Raw genomic sequence first — 24128 nt, forward strand, 5'->3', positions numbered from 1 at the left:
GAACACCGAATCAGCCAGGCCGGGACGGGTAGGGGTAGATCAGGCCCTGGATGCGGCCGCGCGTTTCACGCATGAAAGGCGTCCATTGCCCCTCGGGCTGGGCCAGCCGGTCGGCAATCGCCCACCAGGCGCTGGGGTTGAAACCGAGTCCGACATGGCTGGCCAGGACTTCGATGTTTTCAGTCTGCGGGTTTTCGCTTCCCGGCGACTGGACGCTGCCCTGCCAGGCGACCACGCCGTCGGTGCGCGAATAAATGCTGGTGGTCGGCACGGGCGGCGCCTTTGGCAGGTTGTAGCTTTCGCTTTCCCGCTCGATGCTGCGGCCGCTGGCCAGCTCGTACAGCCGCCAGGCGTTGGTCGATTTGTGCGAACCCGCAAACGGCGTTCCCAGCGTGATGACGCCGCGCACCATCTGCGGCACTTCCTTGGCCAGTTCGCGCGCATAAATGCCGCCCAGGCTCCAGCCCAGCAGGCTGACCTTGCGGCCGGTGCTTTCAAACGTGCGCACCAGCTGGTCCCGGGCTTCATCCATGACGCCAGGGCGCGGGCCGAAATTGAATCCCTGGTCCCAGCCGCAGGCCGAATGGTTGAGCAGCTGAAGGTAGCGGCGCAGCGGCGCGGTCGAGATGTCATTGGCCGTGAGCCCGGGAAACACCACCACCGGATGGCTGTCGCCCCTGGGGGCGCGATTGAGCAGCGGCCAGGCCGGGAGCAGCGCGCTGAATTCCCAAATGGCGCGCACTTCAAGTGCCAGCAACCAGGCACTGGGTGGCACGTCATGCAGCGCTGCCTCGGGCTCTGAAAAGGGCGCTTTGGCAGGCCGGGCGGGCCGGCTTTGCGCAGGCGGCGGATTGAATGGTTTTGCCATGGCGTGGAAAGGTCTGGAAAGGTTGCCGCGTGGAGCACAAATCCACACAGTATCGGTTTGGCCGGCGCGATTGAACAGGGGGGAGCCCTCTAACCGGGCCGCTGCCTTCAGCGCCTGCGGGTTTGCCGCCCGGCTAGCCGCATTCGCCGAGCAGGCCCTGAACGCCATCGTTCAGGCCGGCAACCGGCGTCGCCTTGGCCAGTGCCATCCACACGCCCAGCGGCAGGTTTTGCCGTGAGCGCCGGGGCGCCGCCCGGGCCACCGCCAGGCGGCCGTTTTCAAGCTGCATCACGCCGCATTCGGCGGGAATCTCATCGGCCGCGCCTATCGGCCGGCCTTTGGCGTCGCAGCCCAGCACATACCAGCATTCGCCGCCCAGGTCGAGGTAGGCGCTGCGCTTCTCAAGCCGGCGCAGGTCGCCGAGCAGGTCGGAGCGCTTGACCTTGATCTCGTGGACGATGGGGTCCACATAAGTCTCGACCGTGGTGTTGCGGATCGAAAACACGTCGGGCCGCACCATGCACCACCGGGCCTTTTCGCCTTCCGTGGCCGGTGGCAATTGCGCGCGCAGGCTCAGGGCGCGCCAGGCGATGCGGCCGGCGCGCACCATTTCGCAGGCCACGCGTTCCACCAGCGCTTCATGCGCCGACAGCGCCGCCCGGTTGACCGCCAGCGTCGCCGCCAGCCAGGCAATGCCCGCATCGCTCACGCGCAGGGTTTGGTGGCCCGCCGCGCTGGCGACGCGCTCCAGCATGCCACCGGCCAGCAGTTCGACCTCGACCATGTCCTGGCAGGGCCAGCCGGCCGAGCGGTAAATCTCGCGCAACCGCCGGGCGTGGGTGCGGCCGAGCGCGATGGCGGGTGCCATCGCCGTGGCGGCAAGCGGCTCGGCCAGGGATGGTGAAGCGTGATCGGGGCTGGACGGGAGATTCATGGTCAAAAAAGCCTTTTGCGCAATCAGCGCGGGCATCAGCAGCTATCAATAAAGAAGCATCGAAGCTTCGGTGTTCAGAGGCTGATTTCAAACCGTGCGTCGCCCGTGTCGCGGTTCAGCGGCTTCAGCGCGGTCATGATGGCCCGGTCCTCGGCATTTTCCCAGAGCGCGATCACTTCGCGTTCGGCAGCATGGTCGGCATCGGCCAGTTCCTCGGGCGCCAGCTGGCTGGTGAGCGACCGCGCCAGCATGCAGGCCTGCAGTGTCGGCACGACCAGGTCGCGGCCGCCGACGCCGGCTTCCAGCGCCATGCGAAACCGCAGTTCGGCGGCGCTGCGCTCGGCGGCGCTCAGGCCGGTGGCGTCAACCATCTTGACGGTGTAGGGGGCAGTCTTTTCGCTCATGAGGGGATTGTCGGGTGTGTTGTGGGTTGAAGGGCGGGCGCCTTGAAGGGGCTGCGCCGCTCCAGGTCTTCAAGGTAGTTGTCGATGCCCGCGCCTTCGCGCTCCAGGAAACGCTCGACTGCGTCGGCAAAGGAAGGGTGCGCGAGCCAGTGCGCGCTGGTGGTCTTGACCGGCAGCAGGGCTCTGGCCATCTTGTGCTCGCCCTGGGCGCCGCCTTCAAAACTTTGGAAGCCATGCGCAATGCACCATTCGATGGGCTGGTAATAGCACGCCTCGAAATGCAGGCAGTCCACCCGCGCCAGCGCGCCCCAGTAGCGCCCATAAGCTGTCAGGCCCTGGAATGGCGGATTCGCTGAGCTTTCTGGCTGCGCAGGATGATTTTCGGCATCAATATGGCCATTTGCGCAATCAGGACGTGCGCTGACAGCTATCAAACTGCTAGCAATGGCGGTTCCCTCATGCTCGGCCACGAACAGCAGCCAGTTCTCCGGCATGGTGCTTTCCATGCGATGAAAGAAGTCGCGGCTCAGGTAAGGGGCATTGCCGTGCTCCAGGTAGGTGCGCTCATAGCAGCGGAAGAAAAAATCCCAGTCGGCGCTTGAAATCTGCGGTCCCAGCGACCAGCGAAAGGAGATGCCGGCGTCCCGCACCTTGCGGCGTTCCTGGCGGATTTTCTTGCGCTTTTCCTGGCTCAGTGTCATCAGGAAGTCGTCGAAGTCCTTGAACAAGCCAGTCCTATCAAGAGGCAGCGCAGTACGCGCAGCGACAGGCGTGGAGGCGGCAGTTCCCTGCGCGTCAGGGCCGCGGAACCGGCTTTGCCGGGCCGCAGGCGCAGCGGCCCCCCCGGGGGGCAGCGAACCACGCGCAGCGGGGAGCGTGGGGGCACTATTTGTCCAGTGAAACTGCACGGTGTGGCGCAGCATCAGGCCGGCTTCCTCGCAGGCAGCCACGTCCTCATCGGCGGCAAACAGCAGGTGCAATGAAGACAGTTTTTCCTCGTCGCACCAGGCCACGAGCGCCTGCATCAGCAGCGAACGCTCGGCCGCATTGCGCGCCAGCAGTCGCGCGCCGGGCACGGGCGTGAAAGGCACGGCGACCAGCGCCTTGGGGTAGTAGTCCAGGCCGTTTTGCGCATAGGCGTTGGCCCAGGCCCAGTCAAAGACGTACTCGCCGTAGGAATGCGCCTTGAGGTACAGCGGGCAAGCCCCGGCCAGCGTGTCGCCGTTCCAGAGGGTGACGAAGCGCGGCGTCCAGCCGGTCTTTGGCGTGGCGCTGCCGCTGGCGTGCAGCGCGGCCAGGTACTCGTGGCGCATGAAGGGGTTTACGGTGGCGTCCGGGTCTTGCGCGGCCAGCAGGGCATTCCACTGGCCGGCATTCACGGCCAGCGGCGAATCCAGGATGCGGATGACATAATCGTTTGACTTGTTTTTCACTTGTTTCTTGGCGTTTTTTTCAGGGTTCGATTTTTCACATGTCACTCAAAATCTGCGTTGCCCAATTGAACTACTGCGTCGGCGACATGACCGGCAATGCGCAAAAAATCATCGCCGCCGCCCGCACCGCCTACCAGCAGGGCGCCCGGCTGGTGCTGACGCCGGAAATGGCGATCTGCGGCTACGCGGCCGAAGACCTGTTCCTGCGCACCTCGTTCATCCAGGCCTGTGATGATGCCGTGAATCTGGTGGCCCGTGAGCTGGCCGGGTTAAAAGGCCTGAGCGTCGTGGTCGGCACGCCGACGCACGGCGACAGCGGCCTGGGTCTGCGCACCCGCAGCGTGGAAGTGCAGCAGCGCCACAATGCCGCCCGGGTGCTGCGCGAAGGCCGCATCATCGAAAGCTACGCCAAGCGCGAACTGCCCAACTACCAGGTGTTCGACGAGCGCCGCTATTTCACGCCCGGACAAGGCACCTGCGTGTTCCAGGCCGGCGAAGGCATTGATGCGGTCAGCATCGGCCTGCTGATCTGCGAGGACGCCTGGTTCGAGGAGCCCGCACGGCTGGCCAGGCAGGCCGGCGCCGAGCTGCTGGTGGTCATCAATGCCTCGCCGTTTCACGTCGGCAAGGGCAGCGAGCGCGAGCTGATGATGCGCGAACGCTGCCTGGCGACCGGCCTGCCGCTGGTCTATGCGCACCTGGTCGGCGGCCAGGACGAAATCGTTTTCGAGGGGCATTCGTTTGCCCTGCAGGCCGATGGGCTGCTTGCCGGCCGGGCCGAGAGTTTCAAGGAAAATCTGTTCTTTGCGCAGGCGGGACGGGCGCAGGGCGCTATTGAACTGGTAGCGGACAGCGTGCCCTTGCGCAGCCTTGATGCCGACCTGTGGGATGCGCTGGTGCTGGGCGTGCGCGACTACCTGGGCAAGAACGGCTTTCCCGGCGCCATTCTGGGCCTGTCGGGCGGCATTGATTCGGCGCTGGTGCTGGCCATTGCGGTCGATGCGCTGGGCTCTAGCAAGGTGCGCACGGTGATGATGCCGTCGCCCTACACGGCCGATATTTCCTGGATCGATGCGCGCGACATGGCCGAGCGCATGAAAGTGCGTTACGACGAGATTTCGATCGTTCCCGAATTCGAAGCCTTCAAGGCTTCACTGGCCGGCGAGTTCAAGGGGCTGTCCGAGGACACCACCGAGGAAAACATCCAGGCGCGCATCCGCGGCGTTTTCCTGATGGCACTGTCAAACAAGTTTGGCTCGATTGTCCTGACCACCGGCAACAAGAGCGAAATGGCCACCGGTTACTGCACGCTGTACGGCGACATGGCCGGCGGTTTTGCGGTCATCAAGGACCTGCTGAAAACCACGGTGTTCCGTCTGGCCCGGTGGCGCAATGAAAACGACCCCTACGGCACGGGAAGCAGCCCGATCCCGGAGCGCATCATCACGCGCCCGCCCAGCGCCGAACTGCGCGCCGACCAGACCGACCAGGACAGCCTGCCGCCCTACGAGGTGCTCGATGCCATCCTGAAACGCTACATGGAAAACGACCAGAGCATCGATGCCATCGTGGACGCCGGCTTCGAGCGGGCGGTGGTCGAGCGCGTGGCCCGGCTGATCCGGATCAATGAATACAAGCGCCGCCAGGCGCCGGTCGGCATCCGTGTGAGCCACCGGAGTTTTGGCAAGGATTGGCGTTATCCTATTACCAGCAAGTTCGGCGTCTGACGGCGGGCAGCGATTCACAATCGTTACATCGCCGACAGCAGCCAGCCTTTACCATTCAGTTTTCAGACCCACAGAGAGAGTTTTCGTGAAACAAATTACCGCCATCCTCAAGCCCTTCAAACTCGAAGAAGTCCGCGAAGCCCTGGCGGAATGCGGCGTGACCGGCTTGACCGTGACGGAAGTCAAGGGTTTTGGCCGCCAGAAAGGACACACCGAGCTGTATCGCGGCGCCGAATACGTGGTCGATTTCCTGCCCAAGGTCAAGGTCGAAGTGGTCGTCAAGACTGACGATGTCGACCGCTGCGTCGAAGCCATCGTGCGCGCGGCGCGCACCGGAAAGATCGGCGACGGCAAGATTTTTGTCACCAGTGTCGAGCGCGTGTTGCGCATCCGAACTGGCGAAGAAGACGAAGCGGCGATTTAAGCCGGCTCAGATCTGGTCCAGCCGCACCGTCGGCAAGGCGGTGCCGGCTGCCTGCACCAGTTCGGCCATCAACAATTCCGCATCGCTGCCGGTGCGGATCAGCCCCATCTGCCATTCATTCATGAAGCCGCTGCTGACCGCTGAATTCAGGAACGTGAGCAGGCTGTCGTAGAAGCCGCCCAGGTTGAGCAGGCCCACCGGCTTGTCGTGGTAGCCGAGCTGGCGCCAGGTCCAGACCTCAAAGAATTCTTCAAGCGTGCCGATGCCGCCGGGCAATGCCAGAAATGCGTCGGCATGCTCGGCCATGATGCGCTTGCGCTCATGCATGTTTTCCACGACATGCAGTTCGGTGCAGCCGGTGTGCGCCCATTCCTTTTCGACCAGCGCCTTCGGAATCACGCCAATGACCCGGGCGCCTGCCGCCAGCGCTGCGTCGGCCAGGATGCCCATCAGGCCGTTGTGGCCGCCGCCATATACCAGCTGGCCGCCATGCCGGCCAATCCAGCTGCCGACCTCGCGCGCCAGCGCGGCAAATTCGGGGCTGTTGCCGGGGCGCGAGCCGCAATATACGCACAAGGAAAAAGTAGGTTTGTTCATACTGCCAGTTTCAAGGTTCATGCGCCAAGCCTGTCGGCCAGCGCCAGCGTCCAGGTGACTGCGCAAAGCAGCAGGCTGAGCAGAACCGCAGCGCTGCCCATGTCCTTGGCGCGTTTGGAAAGTTCATGCCATTCTGGCCCGATGCGGTCGATGGCCGCCTCGATGCCGGTGTTGAGCAATTCGACAATCAGCACCAGCATGACGGTTCCTGCCAGCAGGACTGTTTCCATCCAGTTGCGTCCCAGCCAGAACGCAGCCGGCACCAGCACCAGCGAGGCCAGCGCCTCCTGCCGGAAAGCCGTTTCGTTCCACCCGGCGCGCAGGCCGGCCAGGGAGAAGCCGGCCGCATGCCACATGCGGCTCAGGCCACGGCGGTTTTTCTGGGCATTGGCGGGTGAGGAAAACGGAACTTGTTCAGGCATGAACATCATTCTCGCGGCGCAGCATGACAAAGCGCTTTCAGGATGGACTTGAAACCGTTGCCTTGGCGGATGCCGTGCGTTTCGCCTTGGGCGGGGTGATCAAGGTGATCAACCGGGTGCCGGCCCAGGCGTCGTGCCAAAACTGTTGCTGCGGATGAAAGCGCGCCAGAATCGCCCAGATGGCCACCCAGCCCATCGTCAGAACGGCGCCTTTTGCAGCCGACAGCTCCAGCATCCAGCTTGCGGCCAAGGGCGGCAGAAACCACATCCAGCTGAGCACATAGCGGAGCAGGGCGCGTTGCTGGGTGATCGGCTGGCCATTCACATCGACGACGCGGATATGCCAGGTTTTCATGGCGAGTGTCTGGCCCTTGGCCCAGAACCAGACAAAGTAGACGGCAAAAACCACGAACACGAAAGCCTGCAGCCCATGCCGGTTGTCCAGTGCATTGCGCGTCTGGCTCAGGGTGCTGAACAGGTAGCCGGCAATGAACACCACGCCGAACATGAGCATGCCTTCGTACATCCAGCAGGCCATGCGCCTTGGAATCGACGGTATTTGAATATCTTTAGCAATCAATTGAACAACTCATGGTGGATGGCTGGCACGAAGCCGCTGAACCGATTTGGAGGCAGGGCCGGCAAGCATTGCCAGGCCGGTTCCTTATCGCTGCGGTACAGCGTCGAATGCTGGCGCAGGCGTCGCTGCGGGAACTGGGACTGGCGCTGCTGGCGAAGGAGTGATTTTAGGCGCAGGCTTGAAAGCCTGGCTGCTGGCGGGCTGCGCGGGAACCGTTGCAAGTTTTTGCGGCGCCACGGGCTTGACGGCGGTGGCCGCGCCGCTTGGCTTGGGGCTGGCCGTGGCGGCCAACTTTTGTTTTTCTTCAGGACTCAAGGCCTGGTAGGCCTCCCATTTGGATTTTTTTTCTTCTGGCGTCAGTTGCCGGGACAACTCCAGCGTCTTGCCGAAATTCAGCCGTGCCTGGGCGCGCTGCTGCGGACTGAGCGCTACCCATTCATTCATGCGGCTGTTCAGCGTGGCCTGGGCCTGGGGCGTGAGCGCGCCGTAGTTTTTCGAAATCTCCAGCCACTTGCGTTTTTGCTGCTCGCTCATGCCGGTGTTCCAGCTTGACGCCAGTGGTGCCAGGGCCTGCTGCTGGGATGGCGTCAATTGGGACCAGGCCGGACCGGAGGTCGGGGGCTTGCCCAATGCTGGTGCGCTGGCTGGTGTCGAGGGTCGCTCAATCTGTGACGAAGCGGCGGGTGGCCAGGCCAGCAGGATGGCAACCGTCAGGCCCAGCAGGGCTGAACGCATAGGGACTATCGCTCGGTGCGTCATGGGCCCGTCAAAAATGCCGCAGGACATCGCCAGTGAAAAATTGGTCAGCGTCATTGGGGGCTGGCAAGCTGGCGTCCAGTTTGAAGGAACTGGACAAAACCCGGGTCTGCAAATGCGGCCGGTGGCAAGTCATCGGTCAGCAGCGCAGCATCCACCTCGGCCAGTTCCTGGGTCCGGTTGTCACTTTGAAACGAATTGATGGCCAGCAGGCCCGCGACCAGTGCAATCAAGGGCAGTACCGAGCCAATCCGGTTCCACCAGCTGAAGCCCTCGCCGGACCCCCAGGTCAGCGCCGCGCTGCCGCCTGACTGAACCACCCCGCCGGCAGTCTGGGTATGGGGAATCTTGCGCTGGGAAACCGCCTGAACGCGGGCCGACCGCAGCCGTTCGGAGATGTCATGAGGTAGCTCGGCCGTGCCGGCTGACAGGTAGGAGGCGGTTCTGAGTCCAAACCTGTCCTGCAGGATGGCCGATTTTTTCTGGAGCGAAATTTTCATAGTTTTATTCCTTTGGCGCTCAGCGCTTTGCTGAGGGCGTGAACTGCACGGGAACAGTGTGTCTTGACGCTGCCTTCCGAGCAACCCATGGCGGCGGCCGTTTCAGCCACATCCATTTCCTCCCAGTAACGCATCAGAAAGGCTTCCCGTTGACGGTCTGGCAACTCCTGAATCTGGACTTCGATCGCATGCAAAATCTGAGCCCGTTCGGTGGCGTCCTGCGCACTTTCTGTGCCTTCAGAGTTGGTCAGGCTCTCCAAAGTTTCCAGAAGATCGAAATCTCCATCATCACCGGATGCAGAAAATTCACTCATGTTGGAAAAAAGGGCGTTTCGCGTCTTGCGGCGCCGGAACCAGTCCAGCGTCGTGTTTGAAAGGATTCGCTGAAACAGCATGGGCAATTCCGCCGCCGGCTTGTCGCCGTAGTGCTGGGCCAGTTTCATCATGCTGTCCTGAACGATGTCAAGCGCGGCTTCTTCGTCTCGGACGTGGTAGATGCTGCGTTTGAAGGCTCGTTTTTCGACGCTTTTCAAAAAGTCGGAAAGTTCTTGTTCAGTTGCCAACTGTGTGAGTCCCGGTTGTCCAGCGTTGTCAGTGTGCTCAGGACTTGATGTGTTGTTGCATGGGCTTCAGGCCGATGCTCAGCTTGAAATTATCGCATTGGGTTTTCGCAAGCCTCAGGTGTGCCGTCTCCAGTATCGGCGGGTTCAAGACGACAGGCAGGCTGCGCACGGTGTCATAATGCTGCCTGCACATCAAAAGGCAAACGGGTCATGGCTCGGCGGATTATGTTTCTGCTTATGGTTTTGGCCTCAAGTCTCGACGCGGCTCCACAAGAGCGGGCCAAGAGGCACCCTAGGTATTTCGTTAGAGAAATTCACAAAGGTTCATCATGGAAATCAATAAAGCGGAAATCGCTTCCGCAGCAGCGGCATCTGTCCCCACAAATTCTCAAGACCTGCGGGGCGCTGAAATCCTCGTCAAGTCGCTTCAGGCCGAAGGTGTCAAGTACATCTGGGGTTATCCGGGCGGCGCTGTTCTTCATATTTACGACGCTTTCTACAAGCAGGACTCGATTCAGCATGTGCTGGTGCGCCACGAACAGGCCGCAGTGCATGCCGCCGATGGCTATGCCCGCGCCACCGGCGATGTGGGCGTGGCCCTGGTCACCTCAGGCCCTGGCCTGACCAATGCCGTGACCGGAATTGCGACCGCCTACATGGACAGCATTCCGATGGTCATCATCAGCGGCCAGGTGCCGACGGCCGCCATCGGCCTGGATGCCTTCCAGGAATGCGACACCGTGGGCATCACACGGCCCATCGTCAAGCACAATTTCCTGGTGAAGGATGTGCGGGACATGGCTGCCACCATGAAAAAGGCTTTCCATATCGCCCGCACCGGCCGGCCCGGTCCGGTGGTGGTCGATGTGCCCAAGGACGTCTCTTTCAACAAGACCCTGTACACCGGTTACCCCAAGAGCGTCGAGATGCGGTCTTACAACCCGGTTCGCAAAGGTCATGCCGGCCAGATACGCAAGGCGCTGCACCTGCTGATGGCGGCCAAGCGGCCCTATATCTATACCGGCGGCGGCGTGCTGCTCAGCAATGCATCTCAGGAACTGCGCACCCTGGTGGACATGCTGGGCTATCCCTGCACCAACACGCTGATGGGTTTGGGCGCCTATCCGGCCAGCGACCGAAAATTCCTCGGCATGCTGGGCATGCACGGGACGCTCGAAGCCAACAATGCCATGCAGAATTGCGATGTACTGCTGGCCGTCGGCGCGCGTTTTGACGACCGCGTGATCGGCAACCCCAAGCATTTCGCCCAGAACGAACGCAAGATCATTCACATCGACATCGATCCTTCGAGCATTTCGAAGCGTGTCAAGGTGGACATTCCCATCGTCGGCGATGTCAAGGATGTGCTGACCGAACTGATCGCCATGATCCGCGAGTCGGGCCTCAAGCCCGACTCCGATGCGCTGGGCGGCTGGTGGAGCACGATTGACGAGTGGCGCAGCCGCGACTGCATGAAATACAGCCTGGGCTCGGGCGACGTGATCAAGCCGCAGTATGTGGTCGAGACGCTCTGGAACATGACCAAGGACGCCGATACCTACATCACGTCCGATGTGGGCCAGCACCAGATGTGGGCCGCGCAATACTACAAGTTCGACGAGCCGCGCCGCTGGATCAATTCCGGCGGTCTAGGCACCATGGGCGTCGGCATTCCCTACGCCATGGGCATCAAACTCGCCAAGCCGGATTCGGAAGTGTTCTGCATCACCGGTGAAGGCTCGGTGCAAATGTGCATCCAGGAGCTTTCGACCTGCCTGCAGTACAACACGCCGATCAAGATCGTTTCGCTCAACAACCGCTACCTCGGCATGGTGCGCCAGTGGCAGGAAATCGAATACGCCGGCCGCTACAGCAGCAGCTACATGGACGCGCTGCCCAATTTCGTCAAACTCGCCGAAGCCTATGGCCACGTCGGCATGCTGATTGAAAAACCGCAAGACGTGGAACCGGCGCTGCGCGAGGCGCGCAAGCTCAAGGACCGCACGGTGTTCATGGACTTCCGCACCGATCCGACGGAAAACGTGTTCCCGATGGTCAAGGCCGGCAAGGGCATCACGGAAATGCTGCTCGGGTCTGAAGACCTCTGAACGCATCGCCCTTTTAATTATTCACCCCGTCAACTGACGAATCTATTGCCTGCCAAGCCTGCGCATTACCGTGCGCAGGGGAGGGCAGCGAAAAGAGGAATCTTCTTATGAAACACATCATCGCAGTTTTGCTGGAAAACGAGCCGGGCGCTCTTTCCCGCGTCGTCGGCCTGTTTTCGGCGCGTGGCTACAACATCGAGAGCCTGACCGTCGCGCCGACCGAAGACCCGACCCTGTCGCGAATGACCATCCAGACCTCGGGATCGGACGACGTGATCGAGCAGATCACCAAGCACCTGAACCGCCTGATTGAAGTCGTCAAGGTCGTGGACCTGACCGAAGGCTCGTACACCGAGCGCGAACTCATGATGGTCAAGGTGCGCGCCGTCGGCAAGGAGCGCGAGGAGATGAAGCGCATGGCTGATATATTTCGCGGTCGGATTATTGATGTGACCGAGAAAAGTTACACGATTGAACTGACGGGCGACCAGACCAAGAACGATGCGTTCCTGGAGGCCATCGACCGCAGCGCCATTCTGGAGACGGTGCGAACCGGTTCGAGCGGCATTGGCCGTGGCGAGCGAATTCTGAGGGTCTGATATTGCCGGAATCCGGGTATCGGATCTGGCAGTTTATTTTTTTGCTGATTATTTAGGAGCGACAGATGAAAGTTTTTTACGACAAGGATTGTGATTTGAGCCTGATCAAGGGCAAGACAGTCGCCATCATCGGCTACGGCAGCCAGGGCCATGCACACGCCCAGAACCTGAATGACAGCGGCGTCAAGGTGGTTGTAGGCCTTCGCAAAGGTGGTGCTTCATGGCCAAAGGTTGAAAAAGCCGGTCTGCAAGTGGCTGAAGTGGCTGACGCGGTCAAGTCTGCCGACGTGGTCATGATCCTGTTGCCAGACGAACAAATCGGCGCGGTCTACAAGAACGACGTGGCCCCCAACATCAAGCAGGGTGCTTCCCTGGTGTTCGCCCACGGCTTCAACGTGCATTACGGCGCCGTGATTCCGCGCGACGACCTCGATGTGTGGATGGTGGCCCCGAAGGCCCCTGGCCACACCGTGCGCAACACCTACACCCAGGGCGGCGGCGTGCCCCACCTCGTGGCGGTCCATCAGGACAAGTCGGGCAAAGCGCGCGACTTGGCGCTGAGCTATGCCATGGCCAATGGCGGCGGCAAGGCCGGCATCATCGAAACCAACTTCCGCGAAGAAACCGAAACCGACCTGTTCGGCGAGCAGGCTGTTCTGTGCGGCGGCGCGGTTGAATTGATCAAGGCTGGTTTTGAGACGCTGGTGGAAGCCGGTTACGCGCCGGAAATGGCCTACTTCGAATGCCTGCATGAACTCAAGCTGATCGTGGACCTGATCTACGAAGGCGGCATTGCCAACATGAACTACTCGATCTCGAACAACGCTGAATACGGCGAGTACGTGACCGGACCGCGCATCGTGACCGAAGACACGAAGAACGCCATGCGCGCCGTGCTGAAAGACATCCAGACGGGCGAATACGCCAAGAGCTTCCTGCTGGAAAACATCGCTGGCGCGCCGACCCTGATCAGCCGCCGCCGCTTGAATGCCGAGCACCAGATCGAGCAAGTGGGCGGAAAGCTCCGCGCCATGATGCCGTGGATTGCCAAGAACAAGCTGGTTGATCAGACGCGCAACTGATCTTTTCAGCTACGACGGTTTTGCTAAAGCCGCGCAAAGTCCTTGCGCGGCTTTTTCAATGGTGCTGACAAAAATTGCTGCGATTCAAAAACGTGACTTTATCCTTGCCAGTCTGTACCGGTATGCTGGGCCCGCCTTGTTCACAAGGCAATCTCTTGTGTGGGGAACTAACTCGCTGCACTATGAATTCAATAGCTATTTGCGCGCTCCAGTCGTGCCTGAGGAGTACTTTTTATGCATGATGGCGAGGAAAACCTGAAAACCGGCACAGAAGTTGTACCGCGCAAGCGGCGCAAAGGCATCTACATATTGCCTAATCTGTTCACCCTCGCTGCGCTGTTCGGCGGGTTTTACGCCATCGTCATGGCGATGAACGGGCGCTTCGACCAGGCCGCCATTGGCGTATTTTGTGCCATGGTGCTCGACAGCCTCGATGGCCGGGTCGCACGCCTGACCAATACCCAGAGCGCTTTTGGCGAGCAAATGGATTCGCTGTCGGACATGGTGTCGTTTGGCGCAGCGCCTGCCTTGATCGCTTATATCTGGGCACTGACCAGCCTGGGTCGCTGGGGCTGGATTGGCGCTTTTGTTTATTGCGCCTGCGCAGCCTTGCGCCTTGCGCGGTTCAATGTCAACACGGCCGTGGTTGACAAGCGGTTTTTTCAGGGTTTGCCGTCCCCTGCCGCCGCCGCGCTGGTGGCGGGTTATATCTGGCTGATGAACGACCTGGGAATCAAGGGCCTGGAGGTGCGCTGGGTTACCTTTGGACTGATGCTGTATGCCGGCCTGACCATGGTCACCAACGTGCCTTTTTATAGCTTCAAGGATGTCCAGATGAAGCGCAGCGTCCCCTTCGTCGTCATTGTGCTGATCGCACTCGGCATTGCCATCATCAATATTGATCCGCCGACGGTCATTTTCGGCCTGTTCGTGATTTATGGACTGTCGGGTTACGTGCTGTACGGCTGGCGCAAGGCCAAGGGTCAGCAGACGAGTGTGATTTCAACCTCTACTGACGAGCCTGACGAACGTGGGCTGCACAAATGAATTGTGGTACATTGACCGGATGAAAAAAATTTCGCTAGCACTACTGCTATCTGCCAACGGGCGGAGACGGTAGCGCACGCGTACACCTGATTTCCACGGCCCGTTTGCACCAGCAACGGGCCGTTTTTTTTGGTTGCTGGTTTTTATTAATGAAAAACGCATTGCAACTGAAACCTGCAGACAACTGACTCCAGATAACCGTCCTCAGCCCTGCTGCATTTTTGCAGTTTGTGCAAACCCCATCCAAACCGAGAAACTTCCCATGACTGACAAACTCATTATTTTCGACACCACCTTGCGCGACGGCGAGCAGTCCCCTGGTGCTTCCATGACACGTGACGAAAAACTGCGCATTGCCCGGCAACTGGAGCGGCTGAAGGTCGATGTGATCGAGGCCGGTTTTGCCGCCAGTTCAAATGGCGACTTTGAATGTGTCAAGGCGATTGCAGAATCCATCAAGGATTCCACCATCTGCTCGCTGGCGCGCGCCAATGACCGCGACATTTCGCGGGCCGCAGAAGCGCTGAAGCCGGCCAACTCAGGACGCTTGCATCTTTTTCTGGCGACCAGTGCGCTGCACATGGAAAAAAAGCTGCGCATGACGCCCGACCAGGTGTTTGAGCAGGCCAGGCTTTCCGTGCGTTTTGCCCGTAACCTCATGGCCGACATCGAGTTCAGCCCCGAAGACGGCTACCGCTCCGACCCCGACTTCCTGTGCCGCGTCATCGAGGCGGTCATCAACGAAGGCGCGACCACCATCAATGTTCCCGATACCGTGGGCTATGCGATTCCCGAGCTCTACGGCAACTTCATCAAGAACCTGCGCGAACGCATCCCCAACAGCGACAAGGCGGTCTGGTCGGTTCACTGCCACAACGATCTGGGCATGGCCGTTGCCAATTCACTCGCAGGCGTGAAGATCGGTGGCGCCCGGCAGGTGGAATGCACCATCAATGGCCTGGGCGAACGCGCAGGCAATTGCTCGCTTGAAGAAGTGGTGATGGCCGTAAAAACACGCAAGGACTACTTTGGACTCGAACTTGGCATCGACACGCAGCAGATACTGGCGGCCAGCCGCCTGGTGAGCCAGACGACAGGTTTTGTGGTGCAGCCCAACAAGGCCGTCGTGGGCGCCAACGCTTTTGCCCATGCGTCGGGCATTCACCAGGATGGTGTGCTCAAGGCGCGCGACACCTACGAGATCATGCGCGCCGAAGACGTGGGCTGGTCGGCCAACAAGATCGTGCTGGGCAAGTTGAGCGGACGAAATGCCTTCAAGCAGCGCCTTCAGGAACTCGGCGTGGCGATGGAAAGCGAAACCGACATCAACAATGCATTCATCAAGTTCAAGGATCTTGCCGACCGCAAGAGCGAAATTTTTGACGAGGATATTCTTGCCTTGGTCAGCGATGAGAGCGTCACCCATAGCAATGAGCAGTACGGTTTTGTATCCTTGTCCCAGCACAGCGAAACCGGCGAGCGACCCCAGGCTTGCGTGGTTTTCACGGTCGCCGGAAAAGAGGTCAAAGGCCAGTCCGATGGAAATGGGCCTGTGGATGCATCGCTCAAGGCGATTGAGACGCATGTCAAAAGCGGCGCTGAAATGGTGCTTTATTCGGTGAATGCCATCAGCGGCTCGACCGAAAGCCAGGGTGAAGTGACCGTGCGCTTGCAAAACAGCGGGCGTGTCGTGAATGGGGTAGGGTCCGATCCCGATATCGTGGTGGCGTCGGCCAAAGCTTATTTAAGCGCTTTGAACAAACTTCAAAGTAAAGCCGACAGGGTTGCCGCGCAGGGATAATGGCTCTTTGTCTGAGCAATACCTTTTAGATTCAATGGCTTAGGTCGGGTCTGCGGGGTAAGCAAAGGCATGAAGCCAGACATTCTGGTAGTTATTTAAGAAAGTCACGCAAGCTCCTGATATTGCGTGACTTTTTCTATTTCTATACACTTCAACCTCTTTCTTTATCGCAACCCAAACAGGCAATATTTACCATGTCGAAACAGCTTTTGAGTCGCGCACTAAAAATCGTGGGATTCTTTGCTTTGTCGTTTGCGCTGGTAGCACCGACTGCCCAAGCAGCGCCGGCAAAATCGTCGTCCAAGCGAGCAATTGTCAAGAAGCCCCATGTCGAAAAATCAACAGCGTCGAAAAAAGTAGCATCCGTTCGCAAGAACGTACGCTTTGAAACCAGCGCCAAGCTAGCCCGTGCCAAGCGGCCTTCCCTTATTCAGGCACTGATTCCAGCCATTCCTTCGTTTGGCCAGATGGCTGGCCTGCACAGCGCGATCGATCCGCTGGACCTGAAATCCAGCGTGGCCCTGGTGATTGACCAGGACACGCGTGAAGTGCTGTTCAGCAAGAATGAACATGCGGTGCTTCCGATTGCGTCCCTGACCAAGTTGATGACCGGCGTGATCATCAGCGGAGCCAGGCTTCCGATGGACGAAATGATCACCGTGACGCAGGATGACGTTGACACTGAAAAGCACAGCCGCTCGCGGCTCAGCGTCGGCACCACGCTGTCCCGTGGGGAAATGCTGCACCTGGCGCTGATGTCGAGCGAAAACCGGGCCGCCCACGCCCTGGGCCGCACCTATCCCGGCGGCATGGCCACTTTTGTCAGCCTGATGAATGCCAAGGCAAAAATGCTGGGCATGCATGACACCAGCTATGCCGAACCGACGGGTCTTTCCAGCCGCAACCAGTCCAGCGCGCAAGACCTGGCTGCACTGGTCAGTGCCGCCCATGGCGACCCGGTGCTGCGCGAATTGTCCACATCCCCGGGTTATCAGGTGGCGGTCGGCAGCCGAACCCTTCAGTTCAACAACACCAACCGGCTGGTAAAAAACCCGGATTGGGACATTGGCCTGCAGAAAACAGGCTTCATCAACGAAGCCGGCCAGTGCCTGGTCATGCAGACCAAAATTGCCGGCCGCAAACTGATAATGGTGTTTCTGGATTCTGCTGGCAAGCTGAGCCGCCTGGGCGACGCGGAGCGCGTGCGGCGCTGGGTCGAAACCAATCCGGTGGCAGACCAGAAGGTCAAGCTCAGCGCTACTGACAAGCAGATCAACGGTTGATTGCCATCGGCAGGAAATTTTGAAATACGATTGCCGGGTGCAGGTTTTGTAAAAAACCGCACCCGGCATTTTATTTTATGGTGCTATGGTATCTATAGCTTGAGATGCTTGCACAGCGTGCGTGAAAGCCAGTTTTACCTTGAAATGTAGCCCAGCGCCGTCGAAATTTCGTTGGCTGTGGCCTGCAGTTTGGGCAGCCAGCTTTCATCGAGCCGGTCGGCTGGCGCTGAAATTGACAAGCCTGCCACCAGCTTGTTCTGGTCGTCATAAATGCCGGCAGCCATGCAGCGAACGCCCAGTTCCAATTCTTCGTTGTCCCGCGCGAATCCATACTGGCGGGCTTTCGACAACTCGCGTTCCAGTACGGCCAGGTCGGTGATGCTGTTGCGCGTTTGCCCGGGCAAACCCGTTCGGGTCGCGTAGGCGCGCAGGCGCTGCGGGTCGTCGGAGGCCAGGAACAGCTTGCCGACCGACGTCAGGTGCAGTGGTGCCCGGCCGCCTATGGTGCGTACCACCTGCATGCCCGAGCGTTCGCCGTAGGTGCGCTCGACATACAGGATCTCGTCGCCCTGGCGCATGCTCAGGTTGACGGGTTGCTGCGTCAGTTTGTGCAGTTCGCGCATGGGAAGAATGGCTGCTTCACGGACATTGAGGCGCGCCTTGACCAGGTTGCCAAGTTCGAGCAGCCGCATGCCCAGGCGGTAGTTTCCAGCTGCCGGCCGTTCCACGAAACGGCCCGAGGCCAGGTCATTCAAAATGCGGTGCGCCGTCGAGGGGTGCAGACCGGATTCCTCGCTGATTTCCTTGAGGGAAACTGCTTCTTCACGGTTGGCCAGGATGTCCAGCAAGGTAAAGATGCGCTCGATCACCTGGACGGTCGGTTTGACGGGAAGTTCACTATCGGGTTTTGTCATGTGCAGGCTTTCTGCTGCAAATTTTACCTTGTGAAATTTACTTGTGCATTGCTGAATCTGGACCCGGCTCCACTGCTGAGCGGAGCGGCGAGCCTACCCGGGACCGGCGCTGATCGTTCGCGAGTCAATCCAACTGCCGTCCCGCAGTATCTCGTTGGGCCTGAAGCCGAGCTTGTAATTCATCTTGGGGCTTTGGGCGATCCAGTAGCCCAGGTAGACGAAGGGCAGGCCGAGTTGCCGGGCCTGCTCGATCTGCCACAGCACGCCGTAGTTTCCGTAGCCCGCGCCAGCCTCCGGCTCATAGAACGTATAGACCGCTGAAATACCGTCTTCCAGCACATCCAGAATCGAAACCATCTTCAGCGCGCCGGATTCTCCGTTGGGTAAGGACTCGCGAAACTCCACCAGCCTTGAATTGACGCGGCTTTGCAGCAGGAACTGGGTGTACTGATCGATGCTGTCGTGGTCCATGCCACCACCAGCATGGCGGCTGTTCTGGTAGCGCAGGTACAACTGGTAGTGTTCCGGCAGAAAACACAGTTTGAGGCTGCTGGCCTTGAGGGCCTGGTGCCGCTTCCATGCGCGCCGCTGGCTGCGGTCTGGCACGAAGGTGTTGACCGGCACGCGCAGCGGCACGCAGGCCTGGCATCCGTCGCAGTAGGGCCGGTAGGTGAACATGCCGCTGCGCCGGAAACCCTGGGTGAGCAGTTCTGAATAAGCGTCGTTGTGGATCAGGTGGCTGGGGGTTGCGACCTGCGAACGCGCCTGCCGGCCCGGCAGGTAACTGCAAGGGTAGGGCGCGGTGGCGTAGAACTGCAGGGTGTGCAGCGGCAGGTCTTTGAGGTGCGTCACGGTGTTGCGGGCAAGGAGGTTGCCGTAGCCTTCAGGATTTGCTGCCAGTATAGGGAATCAAAATGCCATGCGGGCGCGTTTGCATTCACGTTGCGGCGCAGGTGATGGGCAAACGCCGCGCGGCTGATTTCGGCTGCGCCGAGTGACGCAAGATGGCCGGTGTTCTGCTGGCAGTCAATCATTGTGATGCCCGCAGTGCGGCAAAACGCCACCAGTGCGGCCAGCGCGATCTTGGACGCATCGGTCTGGTGCGCGAACATCGACTCGCCAAAGACCATGGTGCCCAGGTTGACGCAGTACAGACCGCCGGCCAGTTCTCCGTTGATCCAGGTTTCCACGCTGTGGGCGTGGCCTGCATGGTGCAGTTCGGCATAAGCCTGCTCCATTTCCGAAACAATCCAGGTGCCGGACTGGCCGATCCTCGGTTTGCTGGCGCAGGCGCCGATGACGCGCTCGAAGGCGCTGTCAAACCTGATTTCGCACCGGGCATCATTGATGAAATGAACAATGCGCTTGCGCAGCGACCGGTGCAGCCTGAAGTCGGCGGTTCGCAGCACCATACGCGGATCGGGACTCCACCAGAGCACGGGCTGCCCCAGGCTGAACCAGGGAAAAATGCCGTTTGAATAAGCCCGGAGCAAGGTGGGTGCATCGAGAGTTTCGCCGGCCGCCAGCAGGCCGGGCGCCGGGTCGGCCGTGCTCCAGGCATTTTCCAGCGGTGGAAAAGCCTGACCGGCCGCAAGCAATGGCAGCGGTGGCAAGGCGGCTTGAGAAGTTTCCTTCAGCAAAGGCATGAGTTGCTTTGTTCCAAAACGGTCGCAGGCAGTCTGAAAATCAATTTTGAACGCTATGAATTAAATAGCTGCTTGCGCACGTTCCATATGCGCAAAGGCCTTACTTGGTTCCAAAAATACGGTCGCCGGCATCGCCCAGGCCCGGCAGGATGTAGCCATGCTCGTTGAGCTGCCGGTCGATTGCTGCGGTGTAGATCGCCACGTCGGGATGCGCCTTTTGCAGTGCTGCAACGCCTTCCGGGCAGGTCAGCAGGCAGACAAACTTGATCGATTTGGGTTTGAGCTGCTTGAGCCGGTCCACCGCCGCGATGGCCGAGTTGCCGGTGGCCAGCATCGGGTCAACGATGACGATGTCGCGCTCTTCCATTTCCTGCGGCATCTTGAAGTAATACTCGACCGGGGCCAGCGTTTGCGGGTCGCGGTACAGGCCGATGTGGCCGACGCGCGCGCCGGGAACGACGTTCAGGAAACCATCGAGAAAACCGTTGCCGGCGCGCAGGATGGACACCAGGACGAGCTTCTTGCCATCGATGATCTTGCTGGTCATGGTTTCCAGCGGCGTTTCCACTTCAAGGTCCTGAAGCGGCATGTCGCGGGTGACTTCATAGGCCATCAGGTTGCTCAGCTCGCTGAGCAGGGTGCGAAAAGTGCTGGTCGAAGCATTCTTGCGGCGCATCAGCGTCAGCTTGTGCTGCACCAGCGGATGGTCGATCAGGTGGACATTGCTCATGGATATATAGGCTTTCTTGTGGGGATTCGAGGTGAGGTTCAGCGTTTTTTGCCGCCAAACAGGCTGCCCAGTACACCACGGATGATCTCGCGGCCCACGGTAGAGCCCATGGTGCGGACGGCGGACTTGGCCATGCTTTGCGCCAGGCCGTCGTATTTGGCGCCGCGCGGCCCGGTGGTGCCGAACAGCATGTCGTTCAGGCCGCCCAGCATGCCGCCCGAAGCCGATTGTCCAGCCGCGCCGCCGTTGGGCAATGCGGCGGCCGGGGCTGCGGCGCCCGCACGCTGCTGGAGCATTTCATAGGCCGATGCGCGGTCGATTTCCTTTTCATAGACGCCGGCCACCAGCGAATCCTGCAGGAGTTGCTGGCGTTGCTGCGCAGAGATCGGGCCCAGCTGGCTGCCGGGCGGCAGCACAAAGACGCGCTCGGTCACGCTGGGCCGGCCCTTGGTGTCAAGGAAACTCACCAGCGCTTCGCCCACTGCCAGTTCGGTGATGGCGGCTTCAATGTCCAGACCCGGCTTTTGACGCATCGTCTGGGCCGTGGCCTTGACGGCTTTCTGGTCGCGTGGGGTGTAGGCGCGCAGGGCGTGCTGCACCCGGTTGCCCAGCTGCGCCAGCACCGAATCGGGAATGTCCAGCGGGTTTTGCGTCACGAAATAAACGCCCACACCCTTGGAGCGCACCAGCCGCACCACCAGTTCGATGCGCTCGACCAGCGCCTTGGGCGCATCGGTGAACAGCAAGTGGGCTTCGTCAAAGAAAAACACCAGCTTGGGCTTGTCCGGGTCGCCGATTTCGGGTAATTGTTCGAACAGTTCGGACAGCATCCACAGCAGGAAGGTCGCGTAAAGCCGGGGCGAATGCATCAGCTTGTCGGCTGCCAGGATGTTGATGACACCATGCCCGGCGCTGTCGGTCTGCATGAAGTCGCTGATGTTGAGCATCGGCTCGCCAAAGAATTTGTCGCCGCCCTGGGTTTCGATCTGCATCAGTCCGCGCTGGATGGCGCCCACGCTGGCCGCGCTGACATTGCCGTATTGCGTGGTGAACTGGCTGGCGTTGTCTCCCACGTGCTGCAGCATGGCGCGCAGGTCCTTGAGGTCAAGCAGCAGCAGGCCGTTGTCGTCGGCGATCTTGAAGACCAGGTTCAGGACGCCGGCCTGCGTTTCATTCAGGTTGAGCATGCGGCCCAGCAGCAGCGGCCCCATGTCGGACACGGTGGCACGAACCGGGTGGCCCTGCTCGCCAAACACATCCCACAGCGTGGCCGGGCAGGCCCGCGGTTCGGGCATCCCCAAGCCGCGCTCCTTAAGAATGCCGGCCAGTTTTTCACCCACGACGCCGGCCTGGCTGATGCCGGTCAGGTCGCCTTTTACATCGGCCATGAAAACCGGCACGCCGATCCTGGAAAAGCTTTCAGCCAGGGTTTGCAGCGTGACGGTTTTGCCGGTTCCCGTGGCGCCGGTGATCAAGCCGTGCCGGTTCGCCAGCGCCGGCAGAAGCTCGCATTGCGTCACGGAATTTTTACCAATAAGGAGTGGCTCGGCCATGATGTGGAGGTCCTGATGTAACTTGCCTGAGCCAAGGCCAGGCGAAAAGTAAAATGGGATCTGTAGATTAAATCAATTGCTAAAGGATTTTCCGTGGCTGGTCATAGTAAATGGGCGAATATTCAACACCGCAAGGGTCGCCAGGACGACAAACGCGGCAAGGTCTGGACGCGGGTGATCCGCGAAATCATGGTGGCGGCGCGCCTGGGCGGCGGCGACCTGGCGACCAATCCGCGCCTGCGCCTGGCCGTTGAAAAGGCCAAGGCAGCCAATCTGGCGGCAGATACGGTCAAGCGCAACATCGACAAGGCCACGGGCAACCTGGAAGGCGTCCACTACGAAGAAGTCCGCTACGAAGGCTATGGCATCGGCGGCGCGGCCATTTTGGTGGACTGCATGACCGACAACAAGGTCCGCACTGTCGCTGAAGTCCGCCATGCGTTTTCCAAGCACGGCGGCAACATGGGCACCGAAGGCTCGGTCGTGTTTCAGTTCAAGCACTGCGGCCAGCTGATTTTTGCGCCGGGCACAAATGAAGACCGGGTCATGGAAATCGCGCTGGAGGCCGGAGCCGACGATGTGATTGCGCATGATGACGGCGCCATTGAAGTGCTGACGCTCTATACCGCGCTGGAAACCGTCAAGAACGCCCTGGAGGCCGCCGGCTTGACGCCGGAACTGGCCGAAGTCACCATGCGCGCCGACAACACCATCGAACTGAGCGGCGACGATGCCCAGAAAATGCAAAAGCTGCTCGATGTGCTGGAAGACATGGACGACACGCAGGAAGTCTTTCACAATGCCGAGTTTTCCGAATAAGACATCCTTTGCAAACACAACAACAATGAAAGCCCCGGCATGAAAGTCTTAGTGGTAGGCGGCGGCGGCCGTGAACATGCGCTGGCCTGGAAACTGGCCCAGTCGCCCAAGGTGCAGGCGGTTTATGTGGCACCGGGAAATGGCGGAACCGCCCTGGATTCCCGGCTTGAGAACATAAATATCACGGACCCGCAAGCCCTGCGGGCCTGGGCAGCTAATGAAAAGATAGCGTTGACGGTGGTCGGCCCGGAGCAGCCATTGGCCGCCGGCATCGTCGATGAATTTCGCAAGCACGGCCTGCGGGTATTTGGCCCGACCAAGGCGGCGGCGCAGCTGGAAAGCTCCAAGGCCTTTTCCAAGGCGTTCATGAAGCGCCACCATATTCCGACGGCGGACTATGAAACCTTCAACGACGCAGCGGCCGCGCATGCGTATGTCGATGAAAAGGGCGCCCCTATCGTGGTCAAGGCTGATGGCTTGGCCGCAGGCAAGGGCGTGGTCGTCGCCATGACCCTGCACGAGGCGCACGAAGCCATTGAATTCATGCTGGCCCCCGAGCCGGAATTCAACCCGCTGGGCGTGACGCACAACGAGGGCGGCGCGCGCGTCGTGATCGAGGAATTCCTGCAGGGCGAGGAAGCCAGCTTCATTGTCATGTGCGATGGCAAGAACGTCGCTGTTTTGGCCACCAGCCAGGACCACAAGCGGCTGCTCGACGGCGACCAGGGTCCCAACACGGGTGGCATGGGCGCTTATTCGCCAGCTCCGGTGGTCACGCCCGATGTGCATGCCCGGGCGATGCGCGAGATCATCCTGCCCACCATCAAGGGCATGGAAAAGGACGGCATTCCGTTCACCGGTTTTTTATACGCCGGCCTGATGATCGATGCGCAGGGCAAGCCCAAGACGCTGGAATTCAACTGTCGCATGGGCGACCCGGAAACCCAGCCCATCATGATGCGGCTGAAAACCGATCTGTTCGATGTGATGATGGCGGCTACCTCGGGCGCCCTCGACAAGGTGGAAATGGAATGGGACCGTCGTCCGGCGCTTGGCGTGGTGATGGCCGCGCACGGTTATCCGCTGCATCCGCGCAAGGGCGATGTCATCCACGGCTTGCCCCCGGCCAGTGACGACGCCATGGTGTTTCATGCGGGTACGCAACGCCAGGACGGCGCCACGGTCACTTCCGGCGGCCGCGTGCTGTGCGTAACGGCGCTCGGCGGCACGGTCAAGGCGGCGCAGCAGCGCGCCTACGAAGTCGCCCGGGGAATTGATTTCGATGGCGCGCAATTTCGCAAGGACATTGGCTACCGGGCGATCAAGTCCTGAAGGCCG

The 24128-nt window shown here is 60.4% G+C and carries 25 protein-coding genes; 10 read left to right on the top strand and 15 right to left on the bottom strand.

The window, feature by feature from the left end:
• Positions 1–10: 10 nt before the first annotated feature.
• The 4 genes from EC86_RS0105070 to EC86_RS25915 all read right to left on the bottom strand — a co-directional run bounded on the left by EC86_RS0105070 (position 11) and on the right by EC86_RS25915 (position 3639).
• Entirely contained in the window at positions 11–868 is an 858-nt protein-coding gene (locus EC86_RS0105070; RefSeq protein WP_198026757.1) for an esterase/lipase family protein, read from the bottom strand.
• Between the two features lie 133 nt (positions 869–1001).
• The gene (locus EC86_RS0105075) at positions 1002–1802 is read right to left on the bottom strand and encodes a hypothetical protein (RefSeq protein WP_051676114.1); all 801 of its coding nucleotides are present in this window, start codon (positions 1800–1802) and stop codon (positions 1002–1004) included.
• 74 nt (positions 1803–1876) lie between these two features.
• Complete coding sequence (locus tag EC86_RS0105080; RefSeq protein ID WP_029524600.1) at positions 1877–2206, bottom strand: hypothetical protein; 330 nt, start codon at positions 2204–2206, stop codon at positions 1877–1879.
• Entirely contained in the window at positions 2203–3639 is a 1437-nt protein-coding gene (locus tag EC86_RS25915; RefSeq protein WP_036771853.1) for a GNAT family N-acetyltransferase, read from the bottom strand. The genes EC86_RS0105080 and EC86_RS25915 overlap by 4 nt, the downstream gene beginning before the upstream one ends.
• Positions 3640–3677: 38 nt before the next feature.
• On the opposite strand from EC86_RS25915, the gene EC86_RS0105095 reads away from it, so the two are divergent.
• Both EC86_RS0105095 and EC86_RS0105100 read left to right on the top strand, forming a co-directional pair.
• Positions 3678–5366 (top strand): NAD+ synthase, encoded by a 1689-nt coding sequence (locus tag EC86_RS0105095; protein ID WP_029524601.1) that lies wholly within the window; start codon positions 3678–3680, stop codon positions 5364–5366.
• 85 nt (positions 5367–5451) lie between these two features.
• Positions 5452–5790, top strand: coding sequence for a P-II family nitrogen regulator (locus tag EC86_RS0105100; protein ID WP_029524602.1), 339 nt, complete (start codon positions 5452–5454; stop codon positions 5788–5790).
• A 6-nt stretch (positions 5791–5796) separates the two neighbouring features.
• Here the strand turns inward: EC86_RS0105100 and EC86_RS0105105 are convergent, their stop codons facing one another.
• The 6 genes from EC86_RS0105105 to EC86_RS0105130 form a co-directional block, all read right to left on the bottom strand.
• On the bottom strand, positions 5797–6387 hold the full coding sequence (locus tag EC86_RS0105105; RefSeq protein ID WP_029524603.1) for an LOG family protein: 591 nt from the start codon (positions 6385–6387) through the stop codon (positions 5797–5799).
• 17 nt (positions 6388–6404) lie between these two features.
• Positions 6405–6818 carry a diacylglycerol kinase gene (locus tag EC86_RS0105110; RefSeq protein ID WP_029524604.1) on the bottom strand — a complete coding sequence of 138 codons (414 nt, stop codon included), beginning with the start codon at positions 6816–6818 and terminating at the stop codon, positions 6405–6407.
• 28 nt (positions 6819–6846) lie between these two features.
• Positions 6847–7389, bottom strand: a complete 543-nt coding sequence (locus tag EC86_RS0105115) for an RDD family protein (protein ID WP_269635688.1) — start codon at positions 7387–7389, stop codon at positions 6847–6849.
• 84 nt (positions 7390–7473) lie between these two features.
• A complete protein-coding gene (locus tag EC86_RS25920; RefSeq protein ID WP_232229799.1) occupies positions 7474–8124 on the bottom strand; it encodes a DUF3106 domain-containing protein in 651 nt (216 codons plus the stop codon).
• Positions 8125–8198: 74 nt separating this feature from the next.
• Positions 8199–8645 carry a DUF3619 family protein gene (locus EC86_RS0105125; RefSeq protein WP_029524607.1) on the bottom strand — a complete coding sequence of 149 codons (447 nt, stop codon included), beginning with the start codon at positions 8643–8645 and terminating at the stop codon, positions 8199–8201.
• Entirely contained in the window at positions 8642–9208 is a 567-nt protein-coding gene (locus EC86_RS0105130) for an RNA polymerase sigma factor (RefSeq protein WP_029524608.1), read from the bottom strand. The genes EC86_RS0105125 and EC86_RS0105130 overlap by 4 nt, the downstream gene beginning before the upstream one ends.
• A 329-nt stretch (positions 9209–9537) precedes the next feature.
• On the opposite strand from EC86_RS0105130, the gene EC86_RS0105140 reads away from it, so the two are divergent.
• The 6 genes from EC86_RS0105140 to pbpG all read left to right on the top strand — a co-directional run bounded on the left by EC86_RS0105140 (position 9538) and on the right by pbpG (position 17128).
• The gene (locus EC86_RS0105140) at positions 9538–11316 is read left to right on the top strand and encodes an acetolactate synthase 3 catalytic subunit (protein ID WP_029524609.1); all 1779 of its coding nucleotides are present in this window, start codon (positions 9538–9540) and stop codon (positions 11314–11316) included.
• 107 nt (positions 11317–11423) lie between these two features.
• Positions 11424–11915, top strand: coding sequence for an acetolactate synthase small subunit (gene ilvN / locus EC86_RS0105145; protein ID WP_011801117.1), 492 nt, complete (start codon positions 11424–11426; stop codon positions 11913–11915).
• Positions 11916–11980: 65 nt separating this feature from the next.
• Entirely contained in the window at positions 11981–12997 is a 1017-nt protein-coding gene (gene ilvC / locus EC86_RS0105150; RefSeq protein WP_029524610.1) for a ketol-acid reductoisomerase, read from the top strand.
• Positions 12998–13231: 234 nt separating this feature from the next.
• Complete coding sequence (gene pssA, locus EC86_RS0105155) at positions 13232–14044, top strand: CDP-diacylglycerol--serine O-phosphatidyltransferase (protein WP_029524611.1); 813 nt, start codon at positions 13232–13234, stop codon at positions 14042–14044.
• A gap of 262 nt (positions 14045–14306) precedes the next feature.
• Positions 14307–15845: a 2-isopropylmalate synthase gene (locus tag EC86_RS0105160; protein WP_029524612.1), complete on the top strand. Its 1539-nt coding sequence runs from the start codon at positions 14307–14309 to the stop codon at positions 15843–15845.
• A gap of 194 nt (positions 15846–16039) precedes the next feature.
• Entirely contained in the window at positions 16040–17128 is a 1089-nt protein-coding gene (gene pbpG, locus EC86_RS0105165) for a D-alanyl-D-alanine endopeptidase (RefSeq protein WP_156955219.1), read from the top strand.
• Between the two features lie 134 nt (positions 17129–17262).
• Here pbpG and EC86_RS0105170 read toward each other — a convergent pair whose 3' ends face one another.
• The 5 genes from EC86_RS0105170 to EC86_RS0105190 all read right to left on the bottom strand — a co-directional run bounded on the left by EC86_RS0105170 (position 17263) and on the right by EC86_RS0105190 (position 21971).
• Positions 17263–18042, bottom strand: a complete 780-nt coding sequence (locus tag EC86_RS0105170; protein WP_029524614.1) for an IclR family transcriptional regulator — start codon at positions 18040–18042, stop codon at positions 17263–17265.
• A 93-nt stretch (positions 18043–18135) separates the two neighbouring features.
• Positions 18136–18894, bottom strand: coding sequence for an arginyltransferase (locus EC86_RS0105175; protein ID WP_029524615.1), 759 nt, complete (start codon positions 18892–18894; stop codon positions 18136–18138).
• On the bottom strand, positions 18891–19688 hold the full coding sequence (gene aat, locus EC86_RS0105180) for a leucyl/phenylalanyl-tRNA--protein transferase (RefSeq protein WP_084181167.1): 798 nt from the start codon (positions 19686–19688) through the stop codon (positions 18891–18893). Before aat ends, EC86_RS0105175 begins: the two co-directional genes overlap by 4 nt.
• A gap of 100 nt (positions 19689–19788) precedes the next feature.
• Positions 19789–20418 (bottom strand): uracil phosphoribosyltransferase, encoded by a 630-nt coding sequence (gene upp / locus EC86_RS0105185; protein ID WP_029524617.1) that lies wholly within the window; start codon positions 20416–20418, stop codon positions 19789–19791.
• A 38-nt stretch (positions 20419–20456) separates the two neighbouring features.
• On the bottom strand, positions 20457–21971 hold the full coding sequence (locus tag EC86_RS0105190; RefSeq protein ID WP_029524618.1) for a helicase HerA-like domain-containing protein: 1515 nt from the start codon (positions 21969–21971) through the stop codon (positions 20457–20459).
• 93 nt (positions 21972–22064) lie between these two features.
• Between EC86_RS0105190 and EC86_RS0105195 the strand changes: the two genes are divergently transcribed.
• Together EC86_RS0105195 and purD are read left to right on the top strand one after the other, a co-directional pair.
• Positions 22065–22790 carry a YebC/PmpR family DNA-binding transcriptional regulator gene (locus tag EC86_RS0105195; RefSeq protein ID WP_029524619.1) on the top strand — a complete coding sequence of 242 codons (726 nt, stop codon included), beginning with the start codon at positions 22065–22067 and terminating at the stop codon, positions 22788–22790.
• Between the two features lie 39 nt (positions 22791–22829).
• The gene (purD, locus tag EC86_RS0105200) at positions 22830–24122 is read left to right on the top strand and encodes a phosphoribosylamine--glycine ligase (RefSeq protein ID WP_029524620.1); all 1293 of its coding nucleotides are present in this window, start codon (positions 22830–22832) and stop codon (positions 24120–24122) included.
• The last annotated feature ends 6 nt before the right edge of the window (positions 24123–24128 follow it).

This window comes from Polaromonas glacialis, assembly GCF_000709345.1.
GTDB lineage: Bacteria > Pseudomonadota > Gammaproteobacteria > Burkholderiales > Burkholderiaceae_C > Polaromonas > Polaromonas glacialis.